Source organism: Marinobacter salinus, from assembly GCF_001854125.1.
Classification (GTDB): Bacteria; Pseudomonadota; Gammaproteobacteria; order Pseudomonadales; family Oleiphilaceae; genus Marinobacter; species Marinobacter salinus.
In genome coordinates, this window is the sequence record NZ_CP017715.1 from 2,941,967 (window position 1) to 2,959,563 (window position 17,597).

Sequence of the window (17,597 nt, forward strand, 5' to 3'; positions counted from 1 at the left end):
CAGAAAGCGCCCCAAACAAAAAGGGGCGCCAGGATATTACGAACCCTGGCGCCCCTTAATGAGACCGGCTTTTGACAGACCGGTTTATCAGCAGTCGCTTATTCGGTAGCCACGCTGTCCAGATAAGCCTTGTCTGAAATATTGGTCCATTGGCGCACCTTACTCAGGTACTCACGCTGGGAGGTGATAATCTCCTTCGCCAGCTCGTCCTTCTCGGCAGCCTCCTTGAGAAGCTTGTTGGTGGCACCACGCAGCGCCTCGATCACTTCCGGCGGGAAGGTCTTGTGAGTCACGTCCGGATAATCTTCCTGCATGCGAGCCCACGCAGCGCCACTCTCGTCATAGCTCTGGATGTACATGTCATAGGCAGCCGTGCGCATGGCAACCCTCAAAATCTCCTGCAGGTCTTTCGGCAGGCTTTCCCAGGTTTTCTGGTTAATCAGGAACTGCACTTCGGCACCCGGCTCCTGCCAGCCCGAGTAGTAGTACTTGGCGATCTGGTGGAAACCCATCCGAAAATCGAGGGCAGGGCCAACCCATTCCAGTGCGTCGATGGTTCCACGCTCCAGTGCACTATAGAGTTCGCCTGGTGGGAGGTTGGTGACAGCAACGCCGAGCTCGGACATGACCTCGCCGGCAAAACCCGGAGTCCGCATCTTCAGGCCCTTCAGGTCGTCCACTGATTTGATCTCTTCACGGAACCAGCCGCCCATCTGATTGCCGGTGTTACCACCCGGGAAAGACAACAGGCCGTAGGGCTCATACACTTTCTGCATCAACTCCATTCCTTCACCATGATAAAACCAGGCGTATTGCTCTGGCGCAATCATGCCGAAAGGCACGGTGGTGAAGTACATGGCATTGGGAATAGTGCCCTTGTAGTAATAGGACGCTGTGTGCCCCATGTCGTACTGGCCATTGCGAACCAGATCGAAGATGCCAAACGGCGCCTTATGTTTGTTGGAGGCGTCAATACGGATCTTGAGGCGCCCGGCAGACATGGTTTCTGCCATATCAGCCATGTGTTGCACGGTCTCTCCCAGAATCGGAGAGTTTGGTCCCCAGGTCTGCGCAAGGCGCAGCGTAAAGTTTTCCTCAGCCAGGCTGAGTGAACTGACAGAGAAAAGCAGCGTTACCGCCGCCATTCTGAATAGACGAGTCATCATTGTTAGCACCATACATCGAGTTATTATGTAATATTGTTATTCCAATAACGCTCCAATATTAGCCCGTGATGGCCTTTCAAGCCAAGGACAGTCTGACCTTCTGGCTCATTCGTATTCCATAGACTAGGTTCAACAACAGGGCCTGACCCGGGCCTCGGTTTTCTGGATGAAAGCGGGACTATGGATATGGATACCAAAGACAAGAGTGACAGCCACCGTGTTCGGCTGGATGAGCTGCGGGAAGGCTACCTGGAGACGCTGCCCGAGCGCCTGGAAAAGCTTGAATACTTTATTGCCAACATACCGGTGGACAGCAATTACCGGGAAGACGGCGGTAATTTGAGAGCAGGCCTGAATCTCGCCTACCAGGAAGCACACAAACTGGCGGGTTCTGCAGGCGCGTTTGGCCTCCGGCTCATTTCGCAGGCAGCCGCGCAGGTGCAGGACGTGATCGATAAATGGTTCGATCCTCCCCCCAAAGACCCTCGGCTCAAACAGCAGGAAATGCTGCGACTGGTTAGGGCCATGAGCAGCATGGATACTGACGAAAAGCCTGGGCACAGCCCCCAAGCCCAACACAGCTCAAGCACGATCCACATTGTCGACGACGACGAACTGGTTGCCGAGGAAATGCGCTTGTGGCTGGAGGAAGCCGGCTTCGATGCCCAGGTTTTCCTGTCGGCTTCGGTTTACGGAGATACCTATGAAATTCTCCCACGGCCAGACTTGATTATTATGGACATCGTCTTTGGCAACGAACGGTCCGCGGGCACCCGGATCATCCAGTTTCTCAAACAAAAGTTTGGACTTCTTCCGCCAGTGGCGTTCCTCTCGGTCCGTGATGACATTGGGGCCAGGCTTTCTGCATTCCGCTCCGGCGCCGCACGTTATCTCGCGAAACCCGTTTCCAGAACAGACCTTGTGGAGCTTGCCCGCGAATTTGCCGACCGCAAAGGCACGCCCGCCTTTCGGGTTCTGATGGTGGACGACGACGAAACCGTCCTGAAGGTAAATCAATTGATAATGGAGCAGGCGGGACTGAAGGTTCGCTCCGTAAGCAACCCCCTGGAAACACTGGACGCTGCCAGAGAGTTCGAGCCTGACGTCATCATTCTGGATGTGCTGATGCCCGAAGCCTCAGGCAGCGAGATTGCCGCTGTCCTGAGGGAGGACAGACACTATGACCCGGTACCCATTCTGTTTCTGACCTCAGCCACGCATCCGGACCAAAAGGTTATTGGCGCTGCCCTTGGGGGGGACGATTTCATCAACAAACCATTTGACCCGGATTATCTGATCGCAACCGTGTTCGCGAGAGCCCGCCGTTCCCGGCGGCTTCGCGAACTGTTAAGGCAGAGCCAGGAAAACTGACTCAGACCTTGAACTGGCTGACCAGCTCTCTCAGGCTTTCACCCAGGCGAGCCAGCTCCTGACTCGCCTCGTTGGTTTGGGTGACGCCGGTGTCGCTGCGCTGAGCCGCATCCACAATGCGCACAACATTCTGATTGATTTCTTCCGCCACCTGGCTTTGCTGTTCTGCGGCTGTCGCAATCTGGGTCACCTGATCATGGATCTGTCCCACCGATTTCTCGATAGTTCCCAGAGCGCTGGTGGCGTGATTGATGCGCTCAACAGTCTCGGATGAGCGGTCCCGGGACCGGTTCATCCGCTCGACCGCAGAACGGGACTCGGTCACGAAGCCATCTATCATTTCACGAATCTGATCGGCTGACTCAGCGCTGCGTTTTGCCAGCTGACGGACTTCGTCCGCAACCACCGAGAAGCCGCGGCCATGCTCACCGGCCCGGGCGGCCTCAATCGCTGCGTTCAGTGCCAACAGGTTGGTCTGCTCGGTGACGGCGTGAATGACATCCAGAACCTGTTGAATGTCATCTGACTTCTCAGCCAGAGCATCAATGCTTCGGGCGCTCTCCTGAATCTCTTCGGAGAGCTTATTCACGGCGCCTTGGGCGTTAATAATGGTTTCACCGCCATCACGGGCCATACGATCAGCATCCGACGCAGCCCCTTCCACTTCATTGGCATTGCCTGAAATCTGCTGGATGGTCGCTGCCATTTCATTGATGGCAGAGGCAATCTGGTCGGTCTCGGAACCCTGTTCCTGAACCGATGCCCGCGTTTCGTTGGCAACACGGCTCAGCTCTTCGGCCGCAGACGCAACCTGATCTGTGGTGGCACCGACCTCACGGATCGTGGTCTGGATCTTGATAACAAAGGCGTTGAAACGACGACCCAGCTCCGCTAGTTCGTCGGTGCCCTCTTCCGGCAGACGCTGACGCAAGTCACCGTCACCACTGGCGATTTCCTGCATCATATCGCTCACGCTCTTGAGCGGCTTGGTCACCGTACGACCCACGAATACGCCAATGATCAACGAAATAACCACGATGACCGACGTCACCAGCAAAATAAACCCGAGCGCAGAGGCCATGTCCTCTTCAATTTCGGCCCTGGCCTCCGCCACTACCTTATCAATATCGGTCACGTAGACCCCGGCGCCGATCATCCAGTCCCAGCCGGGAATAATAGTGGAATAGGAAACCTTCGGCTCCTCATTGCCCGATGCCGGGTTAGCCCAGCTGTAGGAGAAAAAGCCACCGGATTCAGCCGCATCGAACAGAGCTCCAACCAGCTTTTTCAGGGTAGGGTTACTGGTTGGGCCTTCCTTTGACGGATCCGGAGCGTACGCCAGGTTGTAGACATCGCGCGTATAGGCAAACACGTAGTTGGTTTTATCAAAACGAATGGAACGCAACCGTTCCGCCGCTTCTTTCTTGGCTTCCTCTTCCGAGAGCTCCGGATCGTTTTTCGCGTGCAACACGACCGCCTGGGCAGCATCAATCATATTCTTCAGCCCCGCTTTACGGGCATCCAAAAGATTTTCCTCCATCCGCTCGAGCTCTGCCTTGCCCTCGGCACGTATCTGGCTCACGGTGATCCACGCGATAGTGGCCGCCGTAATCAGTACCGGCACCAGTACGGCCAACAGTAATCGGGTTCGTATGCGAAGGTGGTTCAAAAAGTTCATTACTCCGGATCCTCGGAAAAGAAAGAAAAACAGCCGTAGATTATCCACAGACGCGCAAGAAGCACTGTTCCAGTTTGTTAAAACAGATTACCAACACTCACACAGCGAGCCACCCAATCGGCAACTACACTGTCAGCGCTCACGCGTTTTCGTATACTCTGTCTAACGACCGACGCACGATGACCTTGAGCATCTCTCAGACGAAAGTCTCGGCACCAAGGTAGCAGCATGAAGCACCTCTTCCTTATCCGGCACGCCAAATCCAGCTGGGCAGACGAAGGCCTGAACGACCACGAACGCCCCCTCAACGGACGGGGTGAGGCGCAGCTGGCACCACTGGGTAACGCTCTGACCCACGCTGGCGCTTTTGGTGGCCGCCTGTATGCCAGCGACGCCATACGCGCAAAACAAACCCTTGAAGGAGTGCTGCCGGAAGCCTTTCCTGTGCAACACGTGCAGACTGTCCCGGAGCTTTACACCTTTGACTATCAGCGCCTGCTCCAATGGCTGCAAAGCCTCGAAAACACTGACCGGATAGCCATCATCGGCCACAACCCAGCGCTCATTGAGCTGGCGGCATGGCTGCTGAAACACCCTCCAGCCCACCTCCCCACCGCCAGTTTCATTCACATTTGCGTTCCGGTAACCGACTGGCACAACCTGAAACAAGGCAAGAGCAAGCTGGAAACGTTTCTCACCCCGAAAGAGTTCAGTTACCAGCACTTTGCCCGTACGCTGAAAAAGCGCGCAAAGACCGACGGTACGAATCCAGGCAAGGACATTCCGGCAGCACTACGGCATCAGCTGACGGTTATCCATCAGCTTGAGCCTGGCGTCATTCTCGGACTGGATAACGAATTTCTGCACCAGTACCGCATTGCCATCCGCCGCAGCCGCGCCATCGCCGAATCCTTGCAGGAAGTTACCGGAGACCGCCGGCTGTCAAGCTCCACAAAGGAACTGAAACGGCATGCCAACGCCACCGGACGGCTGCGGGATTTACACGTATTGCTCGAGGACCTGCCGGGGTTGTGCCAGGAAAACGGCGAGCTCCAGACGACTCTTCATACTTACTTTGGAAAACAGGCCAAGGAGGAGCACACCCGGCTCGTCAAGAAGCTGAAAGGCAAACGCTACCACGACAGCGTGAACGACTGGCACCACCTGATCGATTCCCGCAAATTCCACAAACTCGCCGGTAAACTTGCGCCAAAAGACATCCGGAACGCCGTACAACAACGTATCAAGCAGTTCAACACACGCACTGCAGAGTTGATGCATACCTCGCCCGACGAAGACATACACAGACTACGCAAACAGCTGAAGCGGATTCGCTACCTGATGGAGCTGGACAAAGCGGGCTGGAAACAGTCCCTGAAGACCCTGAAAAGCCGGCAACAACTCTACGGCAATTTCCAGGATCTTCATGTGCAGCTTGAGCTGATGAAGGAGTTCCGCAGCAACGCTTCCAACGTACTGCCGGCCGCGATCAATGGCCTGATAGACACGCTGGAGCGGAAAAAGTCAGCCGTGCGCAAACAGATTCTTGCCCTTGGAGGACTCGATGGAGCCCAGGTATGACACCCTGTTTTACGATGGAAGCTGCCCCCTGTGTGCCCGCGAGATTCGTACCCTTCGTAAACTTCAGGACGGAACTTTGATATTCGCAGACATTCATGAGCAGCAGGGCGACAACCAGGGCCTGCCAAGCCACGAACTGCTGCTGCGCCGCCTGCACCTGATGACCCGGACCGGCGAATGGGTCATCGGTCTGCATGCCAACGTGCGCGCCTGGTCCCATACCCGCTTCGGATTCCTCTTCAAGCCACTGCTTTGGCCCATAATTTTCCCGACTGCCTCCAGGATTTATGAAGGCTGGGCAGACCGCCGGTATGAGCAGAAGTACGCCTGCGCGATCGGTGAGAACGGCCGGGGTGATCAACCCTGAAAACCAATGGCCTCCAGGTTAGGCGGCCGGTAATCCGGATCAAGCCGCCATCGATCGTCTACGGAGGGGTGAATAGAAGTTTCAGTATCCTTTGGCTTCAGGGGGCGTACCAAAGGGGTGGAGAACCGGAAAATGTGCCTGCGGGAATTATGCAGTCGGGCCTTTGGGCTGGGGTTTATGGCTGCCGGCAAATGCGGTTCGATGTCCAGGCCCGCAGCAACCGCCTCGCTCACCATCCACTCCAGGGCAATATCCGACGCAAGGAGCCCGTTGTCATCAGCCGGATAACCGCCACCAATATCGCTGTGGGAGCCGGCAAACCAAACTTGCTTCAAATTCAGCCCCTTTCTCGGTAGCCACAGTGTTGGCTCGAAATCCTCCCGCCGCTCATCAATAGCCAGAGCGTGGCGGGCAATTCGCACATTGCTGCCCAGCTTGGTGTCGTAGAACTCGTCCTTCCGGTCAAATAACCCAAGGAGCGAGAATGGCACACCCAATGCTCCGACCGTATCCCAGGCGCCCACAAACCGGATCTCGCGGGATTCATGACTGTGTTCCGCACGGAATCTGAGAGACTCCGCTCCTGAAGGCGCATAGTCCTTTCCGGCTTTCTTGTAGTGATCAAATGCTTTCTGGATCAGCCTTGCGTCCGGCCGCTGGAGGATGCCGCAATTATTGATCAGACCGCAAAGCGAACGCACGGTGTAAGCGCCCCGGCTGAAACCGAAGAAATAGAGCTCTGAACCCGGCTCGTAATTCTGAACAATGTACCGGTAGGCATCCATGATGTTTTTGTGGATACCCTGGCCGGTAACTCCGCCAATGACCGCATTGTGGTATGAGCCGATGCCCCAGTCATAGAACACATGCTGGGGGCTGTCACCCAGGGCCACCGGGCGGATGGCGCGGGCCAGACGGAGGACGTTGGTTGGTACGTCTTTCTGCAAATCTTCTTCAGGACGGTTCCATGTGCCATCGGCACAGATAACGAGGCGCTTAACCATGGCAGACTCCTTTGCCAAAGAGGTGATCAGACTATAATCACACTATAGCTCAGGGCCGTTCATCCGGCGGCGCGCCTGCCTCACACTTCTTACACTCCAGCTCAAAACCCAGCATGGACGCCCGGCCTTCCAGAGTCGTTACCCAAGGGCGATTAACCCAGGGAGGTGTATGGCGCACATGTTGATTGTGACCACAAGCCAGTTGGGCGACCCATTCATTTTCGTCGTCTTTGTGGTAACCGGTAATGGGTTGTTTCATAGGCCTCCATGTTGAGCCTTAATTCGGGCGCTTATGGAATTGAATAATACTCAGTTTCCGGGTGACGCAAACCCGCCCAATCCCTTATCCTGAGCATAACCTTATTTCGTTATCTCGATTCAGGAGACTGCCATGAAAACTGCTCACGACCTGGTTGAAGAAGCCAAAAAAGAGATCCGGGAAGTTTCACTGAACCAGGCTGACGATGCCATTAAACAGGCGGATTTGTTGTTAGATGTGCGGGATCCGGATGAGTACCGTTCCGGCCATATACCGGGAGCCACCAACGTTTCCCGTGGCATGCTTGAGTTCAAATTCACCAACGATCCGGCACTGGAAAGCCGCGACATGAAGATGGTGGTTTACTGCAAGACCTCCGGTCGCGCGGCCCTGAGCGCCAAAGCGCTAAAAGAAATGGGGTATCGGCACGTACAGTCTATTGAAGGAGGATTTGATGCCTGGGAGGCGGCTGGCAAAGATGTCGTAAAGCCGGACTTGCCCTCTTTTGAATAATCCTACAGGCAGCAGGCCTTGTGTTTCTTCCCGCTGCCGCAGGGGCAAGGTTCGTTTCGGCCGGGTTTTAGCAGCCCTTCGCTGGTATTGCCCTTAAGGTAATACCAGCGACCGTCTACTTTCACGAAATCGGAATGCTCTTCAAGGTAACCCCAGCCCTTGCCGGCCCTATAGATGGCCTGAAAATGCACCGTGCCTGAGTGGTCGCTCATTGCGCTGCCCAGGATGCGCAGCGAGGTCCAGTCCGGCGAATTTTCCAGGCTCAGAGTCTCCGGCCGGGTGCTGGAATGCCAGGTAGCCACCAGGTAATCGACCAAGCCAAGCACGAAGGCACTGTACCGGGAGCGCATCAGGACTTCTGGGCTGTCGGCAGGTTCGCCAAGGTGTATGCGCCCGCAACATGTGTCGTAACTTTGCCCTGAACCACAGGGACAGCTCGAAAGTTTCACAGCGACTGGCTCACTCATGGGGTTTCGCTCATTTTCCAGGGATCTTATGGGCGCCTGCATTCTATCATTTCAACCACTCACAGGCTGTGCTATCAAAGCACGCATCTTTCAGACCGGTGGCCCATTTTGGATGACATAACCCTTCTGCAAATTCTGCTCGCCAATGCTGCGCTCCTTGCTGGCGCGTGCCTGCAAGGTGTGGCGGGTTACGGGATCGGTACGCTGGCGGCGCCACTGCTGTTCCTGATCAGTCCCGTTTTGTTGCCCGGACCGCTAATCCTGAACGCACTCGTTTTAACTGTTCTGATGCTGGCCCGAAACCGGCGTGCGCTTCAGATTCGCGAAGTCCGTTTTGCCATTGGTGGCGGGGCGGTCGGCACCGTCCTGGCCGGGCTGACCTTGCTGGTTCTGTCCTCAAAGGGCTTTGAGCTGATTTTCGGGGTTCTGATCCTAGCGGGTGTCGCACTCAGTATTGGCGGCCTTCGCCCTGCACTGAACGCCCGTAACAGTATCCTCGCCGGTGCAGCTTCAACGTATATGGGCACCATCACTGCCGTGGGCGGGCCCCCGATTGCGCTCATCTACCAGAATGAAAAGGGGCCTTTGGTGCGGGCCAATATGTCGGCCTTTTTCCTGGTTGCCAGCTTTTTCAGTTTGGCTGCGCTGTTGTTCTCCGGTTACCTTGGGGTCCGTGAACTGACACTGTCTGGCCTTACCTTTCCGGGTGTTCTTGCGGGTTTCTGGTTGTCCGGGCGCCTGGTCAACCGAATGCCCTTCGAAGGCTTGCGGCCAGTGATTCTTGCCATCGCGGCAGTGGCTGGAGGAGCTGCCCTGATCCGGGGACTACTTTCCCTGTAATCGTCAGCCAACCCAGAGCCGAACGCGAAATCGGTTCTTTCGCCACAGCAACGCCAACCAAAGAGCATGAGCATTGATCAGCAATGCGAGAATCCATTCAAAGGCATCATCCTTTCGGCTGTAGAACTCGGGCGCGATGCCGTTGAGGATCACAGAGAGAATGCCAACGCCCAGAATCAACTGGCACAGGTTCAGCAGCCTCATGCCGGAGTGTTTCCAGAACGGATGGCCTCGCAACCCGGCACTGACAAGCAGCTCGCAGATAAACGTGAGAGAGAAGTACAAAACAACACCAACCCGGCGAATCAGATTAAAACCATCCCCTGCATGGCCCAAGGCAAGCGTATACAGGCCCAAGGATATGCTGGCCACCAGTCCGAGCCAGGGAATCCAGGCCACTCCTGCCGAATGAATACCCAACTGGCGCAGCCAGCGGCCATTCAGCCACCAGAAAAAAACTCCCAGCAAAGCCGCAGGCAACATGGTGCCCTTGAAGATGAAATAGGAGGTGCCGTAGCGACCGGTACGACTGATGCTGGTGCAGCTGTCCCAATAGGGCATGCACAGCTCAATGCGCCCCTCCAGTACCGAGACCACAAAGGTGGTATGGATGGTCAGCAAAGGTAGAAGCCCGGCGGCAAGCGCCAGCCACCATAGGTGAAATGAACGATGATCGGCCACGGCAGATATATCTCGAACCATTGATCAAACTGAACTATCGTAAATTTTGGCGAACTTAGAGCCCGCTCAACAAGCCAATACTATTTGACCAGATTTTGCAATTGAGCCCATCCTGTAAGCACCATATTCCGTCAAAATGGAACTGTTTCGAATTAGGGTCCGATCATGAAAACGAGCCGCCACGAGATTGTCGAAACCCGGGTAGATGTATCCGTGCTCGACAATCTGGGGGGCAACTCAGGGAAAGAAATGTTGGGAAGCACTGCAGGATAACGACGCCCCTTGCAGCTTTTGCACGAACCACTTGTTAGTTGATGGCGAGGCCCCGGGCAGACGAGGCGATGTACGAGTCGAAAGCCCTTGGCCGAAGCCGGGTGCGCGTCAAGCCCTGATCTGCACTCCGGCTCGATCAGCTATGGCCGTTTGGTCACCGCCATGGTCAGCCGGGAGATACAGGTTGTCTTGCCCTGCTCATTCTCCAGGCGGATTTCCCATACCTGGGTCGCACTGCCAATGTGGATGGCTTTTGCCGTTCCATAGACCCATCCTTTGCTGACCGGGCGAATGTGGTTGGCGTTAATGTCCAGACCAACAGCAACCGTCTCAGGATCCTTCAGGCAACAGTTTGCTGCCATGCTTCCCAGAGTCTCCGCCAGCACCACCGAGGCTCCGCCATGCAGAATACCAAACGGTTGTACAGTGCGCTCGTCCACCGGCATACGGCCTTTCACATAATCGTCGCCGATTTCCACATACTCAATGCCCATATGGGTAACGGCGGTATTCTTGCTCGATTCCACCAGGTGGTCCAGATCAGGCTTACGGGTCCAGATCGACATATTTTGTCCTCTGCTAACAGTTGGCTCAGGAGTTGATGGCAGAAGTGTATAACGTTAGCTAGCAAACAACCATAATGCTCTTCCGGGCTACTATTGAACGAGTGTCGCCCTATTCAGACATCACGACGGCACGCTCGAAATCCCCAGCCGCTACCGGACGCCCAAAGTGTTCGATCAACCCCGTCTCTTCGGCCAAAGGTATGAAGTTGACGGGCGGAACCCTGCCTCGGCTCGGGCATTCCCAGCGAATCAGTGCTTCAGCACCAACTGGAACGCCTGCTTCATCTTTTTGCGGTGTGACACCAGTGGCGCACCATTCGTGGGTATTACTGAGAGTCAGAGTGTTGCGGTCGATGAGAAAGAGGTAACTCCTGTGGCCACCGATTGCCAGACCGACTTTTCGAAGAAATCCGTCAATGGCCGGATCGATCCCGACACTGGAGGATTCCGCGAAATCCAGTGCAAGGCCAATCAGCAAGTTATCATCAAGACCCACCGTTGATCGTACATCCATGAACGGACCTGTTGTTCAGGTTTACGAATTCCCACTATCAGCCATACGTGGCACTGGAAATTCTGGTTCAGTAATGATCGATACCGGGTAACACCGGAACCAGCTCCCCGGATTTCCACCCGAGCCGCCCGGTCCCGGCAACCTGCCTGCGCATGCCCGGTACCGGGCGGATCATGAACAAGTCTCCGTTTCGGCCCACCAGAGCTCGGGGGACACCCCAGCGTTTGGCGATGTCGGCATGGGTCTCCATATGCTCGGCCTCGCCATGCACCGGGATCGCTATGTTCGGCTGAATCCACTGGTACATGGCCTGGAGTTCTTCCTGAGCAGGGTGTCCGGAAGCGTGAATGGGAACAATGGAATCCTCGGCGGTGACCACCGCTACACCAAGCGCCCTGAGTTTGCTGATCAGCATCTCAATGGCCTCCTCGTTGCCGGGGATCGCCCGGGCGCTGAAGATCACCGTATCTCCCGCCTCCAGCTCAATATCCGGGTGATTGCCGGCTGCCAGTCGTCTCAGTGCGGTCCGGGGCTCTCCCTGACTGCCAGTTGCCACCGCGAGCACTTCCTCTCTCGGCAGATACCCCAGATGAGAGGGATTAATCAGCTCGTCCGCTGCATCCCACAACCCCGCGGCGCGGGCGGCACCACTCATATTGATCAGCGAACGTCCCAGCAATCCCATATAACGGCCAGTTTCACGCCCGATTCGTGCAAGGGTGTGCAAACGGGCAATGTTACTGCCAAAGCAGGCCACAATCACACGACCCTCGGCTGCCTTGACCGCACTCAACAAACCCTCGTGCAGGGCCGCTTCTGAGACCGAATGGCCGGCCACCGTCGCATTGGTGGAATCACAGACCATGGCAGTCACACCTTCTTCCGCCAGGTCTGTGAACGTTTTCCGGGAGTAGCCGTGTCCCACCAGGGGGTGGTCATCCAGCTTCCAGTCGCCACTGTGGAAGATATTCCCGATGTCGGTGCGAATCATCAGGGCGTTGGGGTCGGGGATGGAGTGGGTCAGTGCCAGCCACTGCACGTTGAAGGGGCCAATCTGGCGACAGTCTCCGGTCTCAACCACAATGATCTGCACCCGATGCAGCAAATCGAACTCTGCCAGCTTCCGGCGCAGTATTTCCGCCGTAAACCGGCTGGCATAAACCGGACACTGCAACAGCGGCCAGAGGTAGGGCACCGCTCCGACATGATCCTCATGGGCATGAGTAATGATCAGGCCTGCCAGTTGCTCGCGCCGGTCGGCAATGAACGCCGGGTCCGCCATTTGGACTGGCGGCTCACCCTGATGATGCACGGTACCGTCTGCCGCAAGGCGCCCGGGTTTCGGAAAGGTGACGCCACAATCCACCATCAGCCACTGACCATCGTGGCCGTAGAGGTTGAGGTTCATACCGATTTCTCCGGTGCCACCAAGCGGCAAAAACCAGAGGTCGTTATGATCTGGCGTCATCGAACGGACTGTTCTTGGTATTTAAGTACCAGATTCTCGTAGATGCCTTCCATTTCAATCAATTTCAATGCGGCCCGGATGTCGTCTGCATAGGCTGCTGCGGGAGAGTTCTTCGCGACCGCAATGTAGGAGCGCGTGCCTGGCATGAAGAAAGGCGAAACGGATACGTCCATGTTGAGCTCATCAACCGTGTATTTACCGACAAGTTCGGGCGCAATAACCACATCCACACGGCCTCGCTGCAACATTTTCATCAGGTTCTCATACCGCGGTGCAGACTCCTTTACGAGTTCCTTGTCGTCATCAAAACGGGAGAAATAGGTCGCGCCGTCCAACACTCCGATGGTCTTTCCGTAAAGGTCGGAGTATCGCTCGATACGATTGGCCTCGTCGGTGAAGAAAAACAGTCGCCGCTCTGGTGGGAAAGCCGGCGCCACAAATTCCATCATTTTTTCCCGATCTTCCGTCTGGAGCGGGCCGAGCATTATGTCGATTTCACCCATCTGCACCATGCGAAGAATCCGCCGGAAGGGTGCTTCCCGGTAATGTACTTTCCAGCCCAGCCGGGCCGAGATTTCTTCAAAAATGTCTACGTAAAGACCCGTAGGCTGACCCTTACCAAGGATCCGGTATGGCGGCGCATCGTTGGCGCCCACTGTCACTGTGAGCGGCTCAACCGTTTCCGTACCCTGTTGCGCCCAGGCGGGCAATGCCACCAACAGCAAGAGAAGCATTATCATTACTTTCATTCCCGGATCGATCACGACAGACTCCAGCTAGTATAGCCTCTATCAGATCTATCGTTACCCGATCTGCGTATTCGCTGGTTGAATTTGAGCATGCACGGCACAAGATTCTCTGGCAGACACAGTTGAGAAGTGCCATTCATTCGTCAATCAAAAGGACGGACACCCTATGAAAATTCTCATGGTTCTGACATCCCACGACCAGATGGGCGATACCGGCCACAAAACCGGTTTCTGGCTGGAAGAGTTCACAGCTCCCTATTATGTATTCAAGGATGCTGGCGCAGACATCACCCTGGCATCTCCGAAAGGTGGCCAACCGCCAATCGATCCCAACAGCGAGGCGGAAGACGCTCTGACGGAAACCACGCGCCGATTCCAGCAGGATGCTCACGCAAAAGAGTCCCTCGCCAGCACCAGGAAGCTGGGCGATGTGGACATGAGCGACTACGACGCCATCTTCTACCCGGGCGGCCACGGCCCCTTGTGGGATCTGGTCAACGACAAGAAATCTGCTGAGCTGATCAAAACCGCCTATGAGCAGGACAAGGTCATCGGCGCAGTATGCCACGCACCCGCTGTGTTCCGGGACGTAGAAGTGAAGCCCGGCCAGAATCTGGTCGGCGGTCGCAATGTCACAGGCTTCAGCAACAGCGAAGAAGAGATTGTGGGCCTGACCAACGTGGTACCATTTCTGCTGGAAGACATGCTCAAAGAGAAGACAGCAAGCTACTCCCGCGGTGACGACTTTACTCCGCACATCGTGGTGGATGGCAAGCTGATCACCGGTCAGAACCCTCCCTCCTCGGAAGGCACTGCCAAGGCCGTCATCCAGGCCCTTCAGGAAGGCTGATCAGCTCTCCTGAAGCAGCTCCCCGGCGTGGCTGATCAGCACGCCGGGGGCTCCCGCCTCAAGCAACCCCCTGACTCTCTCCGGCACCGCAATCTTGGCCATCCCAGACGGCTGAATCATCACGTAGGTAATGTCAGCATCCGCTATCAATCTGTCATCACCGTACCGATAGAATTCCAGGTGCAGCGTGAATGACGTGTTGCCGATCCGGCCTGCCCGAATACGCGCCTCCAACACATCGTCAAACTTCGCCGGTGCTTTCCAGTTCACCGTCAGGCTGACCACCTGGATGTCCAGGTCCCGGTCCAGCAGGTGCTGATAATCACCAAACAAAGTACGGATATATTCGTTGACGGCAATGTCTACGTAATCGGCGTAGCGGGCGTTGAAGACCACACTCTGGGCGTCGCATTCGCCATAGCGGACGCGGAAACGAAAACGGAAAGGCATCGGGGGCGTCATAAAACTCCTTAATTAATCTACAGTCATCTGGGCCACAGCATCTCACATTCTGTGCTAACGTTTTCAGGAACACTTCGAAAGGCTGACCATCTCCATGAGCAATCCGAAGCACACACTTTTCTGGATGACAATCTTCCTGGCCGTCGTCGCTGTCGTGGGCGTGCTTATTCACAAGCCCCTGATAACGGCATTCATGGCCAACTGGGTGTTTAACCTGCTGATCGTCGGGGTTCTGATTGTCGGCATCGGGCTGACCTACCGTCAGGTTTATGTTCTGTTCCCGGAATTGCGCTGGATCGCGCAGTTCCGGACCGGGCACTCCGGACTCTCGGTTTTACAGGAGCCCCGGCTGCTCAAGCCCCTGGCTCGTCAGCTCGGCGAAGACTCCAAGCGGGACCGGTTCTCTCTATCCACCCTGTCCTTGCGCACCGTTCTGGACGGCATTCACTCACGCATGGACGAGCAACGTGAAATTACCCGTTACTTCATCAGCCTGCTGGTTTTTCTCGGCTTGCTGGGTACGTTTTGGGGGTTGCTCGGCACGATCAATGCCGTAGGTGAAGTTATTACCAACCTGGACATGGGTCAGGGCGACTTCGGCAAGGTGTTTGCGGACCTTCAGGCCGGCCTGTTAACACCTCTGCAAGGCATGGGCACGGCCTTCAGCTCTTCCCTGCTGGGGCTTGGCGGCTCTCTTATTCTCGGCTTTCTCGATATCCAGGCGGGCCATGCCCAGAATCGTTTTTATGACGGGCTGGAGGAGTGGCTCACAGGTGTCACCAATCTTGTGGACTTCGTTGACGAAGACAAACACGCCTCATGATCGGGTCCAAACGCCGTAGTCGCAGCACCACCAATGTCTGGCCTGGCTACGTGGATGCCTTGTCGGCATTGCTGATGCTGGTGATCTTCATGCTGCTGGTGTATGTCGTCAGCCAGCTTTACCTTTCCCAGACATTGTCGGACCGGAATTTCGAACTGGCCCGACTGAACGAGCGTTTAAACGAAATTTCTCAGCTGCTGGGGCTGGAACAAAGCAAAAACGAAGCTCTGGCACAGCAAATGACCGAGACCCAGGATCGCAGCGAGGAGTTGCAGCAACGACTGGAAGTCACCCGTAACCAATTGATGCAACAGACGGCCACAGCCGAAGCCCAATCGGAACGGCTGGCAAATCTGAGCGACGAGGTGTCGGAGAAGGACGAACTCTCGGCCAGCCAGCAATCGATGATCATGCGTTTATCCAACCAGATCGCGTCATTGCAGGCGCAGCTGAGCCAAATTACAGCGGCTCTGAAGCTGCAAAAGGAGATGACCGCAGAGAAAGAGGGCGAGCTTGAGAATGTCAGCCGCCGCCTCAATACCCTGCTGGCCGAGCGGGTCAATCAGCTTGAACAGTATCAGTCGGAATTCTTCTCCAGATTGCGCGATATTCTGGCAGCCAATGAGAACATCCGGGTCGTTGGCGACCGCTTTCTGCTGCCTTCGGAACTGTTGTTCGCATCGGGATCTGCTCAGTTGGGACAGGACGGTAAGCGGGAACTCGACAAACTGGCCCAGGTGCTGCTGGATGTAGTGGACTCCATTCCCGACGATATCGACTGGATTCTCCGGATTGATGGCCACACTGACCTGATTCCGATTAACACACCGCAATTCCCGTCCAACTGGGAGCTTTCAACAGCCCGGGCTGTGGCGGTGGTGCGTTACCTGGCGGAACAGGGTGTCCCCGAGCGCCGCATGGTTGCCGCCGGCTTCGGCGAGTTTTTCCCGGTTGCCAGCGGCACCTCACCGGATGCCCTGCAGAAGAACCGGCGCATCGAACTCAAGCTGACAGACCGCTAGCTTCGGCGTGCGCCAACAGGGCGTTGACGGTGGTGGTGTAGGGAGCGTCGATACCCAACTGCCGGCAGCGCCGAAGCACCGCGCCAGCAATGCTGTCCAGCTCCAGTGGCCGGCCTTTTTCCTTGTCTACCAACATGGACGTCTTGATGGCGTTGAAGCTGCTGATCAGCTCGAACATTTCCTCCAGGTCCTGAGGCCCGAGATTGACGCCATCGGCTTTCGAGGCTTCAACCGTTTCTGCCATCATCCCGTGGACGATTTTTCGGAATTCCGGGTGATGGGTAAGGCTCCGGGTATCCAGGCCAGTCAGTGCCGATAGTGGGTTAACACCGTTGTTGATCACCAGCTTGCGCCAGAGCTCGTAACTGATATCACCCGTCACCGTTGTGGGAATTCCGGCATCGTTGAACGCCGCTTCCAGAGTCTTGAGTAATGGCCGCCGCACATCCGCTGGTTCGCCAGCCCTGGGCCACTCGCCCATGACGATCTGGGCCACGCCCTCAGCCGACACCAGACCCGGTTCAACAATGTGCCCTCCAATACGAACGGCCAGCCCACCGAGCGTCCGGCCAGCACCGATGATGCCGGCAATTATCGGTTCGTTATCCACGCCGTTCTGCAGTGACAGCACCGGCACTGAACCTTGCTTCAGCCAGGCACCCAGCTCCTCCAGAACCGGAACCGTTGCGTTTGACTTGAGAGCGATCAGCACCAGATCAAACTCATCGGGATCGTATCGGGCAACCAGAGTGCCGTGATCAAAGGCAGGCGCCCTGCATCTCAGATCCTCATTATCGTAGCGCACCCGGAGGCCATGAAGCTGCAGCGCTCGCAGGTGTTCTCCGCGCGCGGTCAGCACGACCTGGTGCCCAGCTTCGGAAAGTCTCGCTGCGTAATAGCCGCCGATGCCACCGGCACCAATCATCAGTAACTTTAGCATTTA

Annotated in this window: 20 protein-coding genes; 8 read left to right on the top strand and 12 right to left on the bottom strand. The window is 56.2% G+C overall.

Annotated elements, in window-relative coordinates:
• Nucleotides 1-98: 98 nt before the first annotated feature.
• Complete coding sequence (locus tag BKP64_RS13725) at nucleotides 99-1,166, bottom strand: TRAP transporter substrate-binding protein (protein WP_227515400.1); 1,068 nt, start codon at nucleotides 1,164-1,166, stop codon at nucleotides 99-101.
• A gap of 186 nt (nucleotides 1,167-1,352) precedes the next feature.
• Between BKP64_RS13725 and BKP64_RS13730 the strand changes: the two genes are divergently transcribed.
• A complete protein-coding gene (locus BKP64_RS13730) occupies nucleotides 1,353-2,537 on the top strand; it encodes a response regulator (RefSeq protein ID WP_198402621.1) in 1,185 nt (394 codons plus the stop codon).
• Nucleotide 2,538: 1 nt separating this feature from the next.
• Here BKP64_RS13730 and BKP64_RS13735 read toward each other — a convergent pair whose 3' ends face one another.
• The gene (locus BKP64_RS13735; protein WP_070971175.1) at nucleotides 2,539-4,215 is read right to left on the bottom strand and encodes a methyl-accepting chemotaxis protein; all 1,677 of its coding nucleotides are present in this window, start codon (nucleotides 4,213-4,215) and stop codon (nucleotides 2,539-2,541) included.
• Nucleotides 4,216-4,443: 228 nt separating this feature from the next.
• Between BKP64_RS13735 and BKP64_RS13740 the strand changes: the two genes are divergently transcribed.
• Nucleotides 4,444-5,796, top strand: a complete 1,353-nt coding sequence (locus BKP64_RS13740; protein WP_070971178.1) for a CHAD domain-containing protein — start codon at nucleotides 4,444-4,446, stop codon at nucleotides 5,794-5,796.
• A complete protein-coding gene (locus BKP64_RS13745; RefSeq protein ID WP_070971181.1) occupies nucleotides 5,780-6,163 on the top strand; it encodes a thiol-disulfide oxidoreductase DCC family protein in 384 nt (127 codons plus the stop codon). Before BKP64_RS13740 ends, BKP64_RS13745 begins: the two co-directional genes overlap by 17 nt.
• Here the strand turns inward: BKP64_RS13745 and BKP64_RS13750 are convergent.
• Together BKP64_RS13750 and BKP64_RS13755 are read right to left on the bottom strand one after the other, a co-directional pair.
• Nucleotides 6,154-7,167, bottom strand: coding sequence for a DUF2235 domain-containing protein (locus BKP64_RS13750; protein ID WP_070971184.1), 1,014 nt, complete (start codon nucleotides 7,165-7,167; stop codon nucleotides 6,154-6,156). The genes BKP64_RS13745 and BKP64_RS13750 overlap by 10 nt on opposite strands.
• Nucleotides 7,168-7,216: 49 nt before the next feature.
• A complete protein-coding gene (locus BKP64_RS13755; protein ID WP_070971187.1) occupies nucleotides 7,217-7,426 on the bottom strand; it encodes a DUF3565 domain-containing protein in 210 nt (69 codons plus the stop codon).
• A 132-nt stretch (nucleotides 7,427-7,558) separates the two neighbouring features.
• Between BKP64_RS13755 and BKP64_RS13760 the strand changes: the two genes are divergently transcribed.
• Entirely contained in the window at nucleotides 7,559-7,939 is a 381-nt protein-coding gene (locus BKP64_RS13760; protein ID WP_070971190.1) for a rhodanese-like domain-containing protein, read from the top strand.
• Nucleotides 7,940-7,941: 2 nt separating this feature from the next.
• On the opposite strand, the gene BKP64_RS13765 is transcribed toward BKP64_RS13760, so the two are convergent.
• Nucleotides 7,942-8,448: a YchJ family protein gene (locus BKP64_RS13765; protein ID WP_335627603.1), complete on the bottom strand. Its 507-nt coding sequence runs from the start codon at nucleotides 8,446-8,448 to the stop codon at nucleotides 7,942-7,944.
• Nucleotides 8,449-8,514: 66 nt separating this feature from the next.
• On the opposite strand from BKP64_RS13765, the gene BKP64_RS13770 reads away from it, so the two are divergent.
• On the top strand, nucleotides 8,515-9,246 hold the full coding sequence (locus tag BKP64_RS13770; RefSeq protein ID WP_070971196.1) for a sulfite exporter TauE/SafE family protein: 732 nt from the start codon (nucleotides 8,515-8,517) through the stop codon (nucleotides 9,244-9,246).
• A 3-nt stretch (nucleotides 9,247-9,249) separates the two neighbouring features.
• Here BKP64_RS13770 and BKP64_RS13775 read toward each other — a convergent pair whose 3' ends face one another.
• From BKP64_RS13775 to BKP64_RS13795, 5 genes are all read right to left on the bottom strand, one after another.
• Nucleotides 9,250-9,927, bottom strand: a complete 678-nt coding sequence (locus tag BKP64_RS13775; RefSeq protein WP_070971200.1) for a hypothetical protein — start codon at nucleotides 9,925-9,927, stop codon at nucleotides 9,250-9,252.
• Nucleotides 9,928-10,340: 413 nt separating this feature from the next.
• Nucleotides 10,341-10,766 carry a hotdog fold thioesterase gene (locus BKP64_RS13780; RefSeq protein ID WP_070971203.1) on the bottom strand — a complete coding sequence of 142 codons (426 nt, stop codon included), beginning with the start codon at nucleotides 10,764-10,766 and terminating at the stop codon, nucleotides 10,341-10,343.
• Nucleotides 10,767-10,875: 109 nt separating this feature from the next.
• Nucleotides 10,876-11,280 carry an EAL domain-containing protein gene (locus BKP64_RS19410; RefSeq protein WP_070971206.1) on the bottom strand — a complete coding sequence of 135 codons (405 nt, stop codon included), beginning with the start codon at nucleotides 11,278-11,280 and terminating at the stop codon, nucleotides 10,876-10,878.
• Nucleotides 11,281-11,347: 67 nt separating this feature from the next.
• A complete protein-coding gene (locus BKP64_RS13790; protein ID WP_227515401.1) occupies nucleotides 11,348-12,688 on the bottom strand; it encodes a ribonuclease J in 1,341 nt (446 codons plus the stop codon).
• 56 nt (nucleotides 12,689-12,744) lie between these two features.
• A complete protein-coding gene (locus BKP64_RS13795; RefSeq protein WP_227515402.1) occupies nucleotides 12,745-13,488 on the bottom strand; it encodes a substrate-binding periplasmic protein in 744 nt (247 codons plus the stop codon).
• A gap of 175 nt (nucleotides 13,489-13,663) precedes the next feature.
• On the opposite strand from BKP64_RS13795, the gene BKP64_RS13800 reads away from it, so the two are divergent.
• Nucleotides 13,664-14,347, top strand: a complete 684-nt coding sequence (locus BKP64_RS13800) for a type 1 glutamine amidotransferase domain-containing protein (RefSeq protein WP_070971212.1) — start codon at nucleotides 13,664-13,666, stop codon at nucleotides 14,345-14,347.
• On the opposite strand, the gene BKP64_RS13805 is transcribed toward BKP64_RS13800, so the two are convergent.
• Complete coding sequence (locus tag BKP64_RS13805; RefSeq protein WP_070971215.1) at nucleotides 14,348-14,809, bottom strand: acyl-CoA thioesterase; 462 nt, start codon at nucleotides 14,807-14,809, stop codon at nucleotides 14,348-14,350.
• A 94-nt stretch (nucleotides 14,810-14,903) separates the two neighbouring features.
• On the opposite strand from BKP64_RS13805, the gene BKP64_RS13810 reads away from it, so the two are divergent.
• Both BKP64_RS13810 and BKP64_RS13815 read left to right on the top strand, forming a co-directional pair.
• The gene (locus tag BKP64_RS13810) at nucleotides 14,904-15,632 is read left to right on the top strand and encodes a MotA/TolQ/ExbB proton channel family protein (protein WP_070971218.1); all 729 of its coding nucleotides are present in this window, start codon (nucleotides 14,904-14,906) and stop codon (nucleotides 15,630-15,632) included.
• Nucleotides 15,629-16,654 (top strand): peptidoglycan -binding protein, encoded by a 1,026-nt coding sequence (locus BKP64_RS13815; protein ID WP_070971221.1) that lies wholly within the window; start codon nucleotides 15,629-15,631, stop codon nucleotides 16,652-16,654. The genes BKP64_RS13810 and BKP64_RS13815 overlap by 4 nt, the downstream gene beginning before the upstream one ends.
• On the opposite strand, the gene BKP64_RS13820 is transcribed toward BKP64_RS13815, so the two are convergent.
• The gene (locus tag BKP64_RS13820; RefSeq protein WP_070971224.1) at nucleotides 16,635-17,594 is read right to left on the bottom strand and encodes a ketopantoate reductase family protein; all 960 of its coding nucleotides are present in this window, start codon (nucleotides 17,592-17,594) and stop codon (nucleotides 16,635-16,637) included. The genes BKP64_RS13815 and BKP64_RS13820 overlap by 20 nt on opposite strands.
• Nucleotides 17,595-17,597 lie beyond the last annotated feature (3 nt).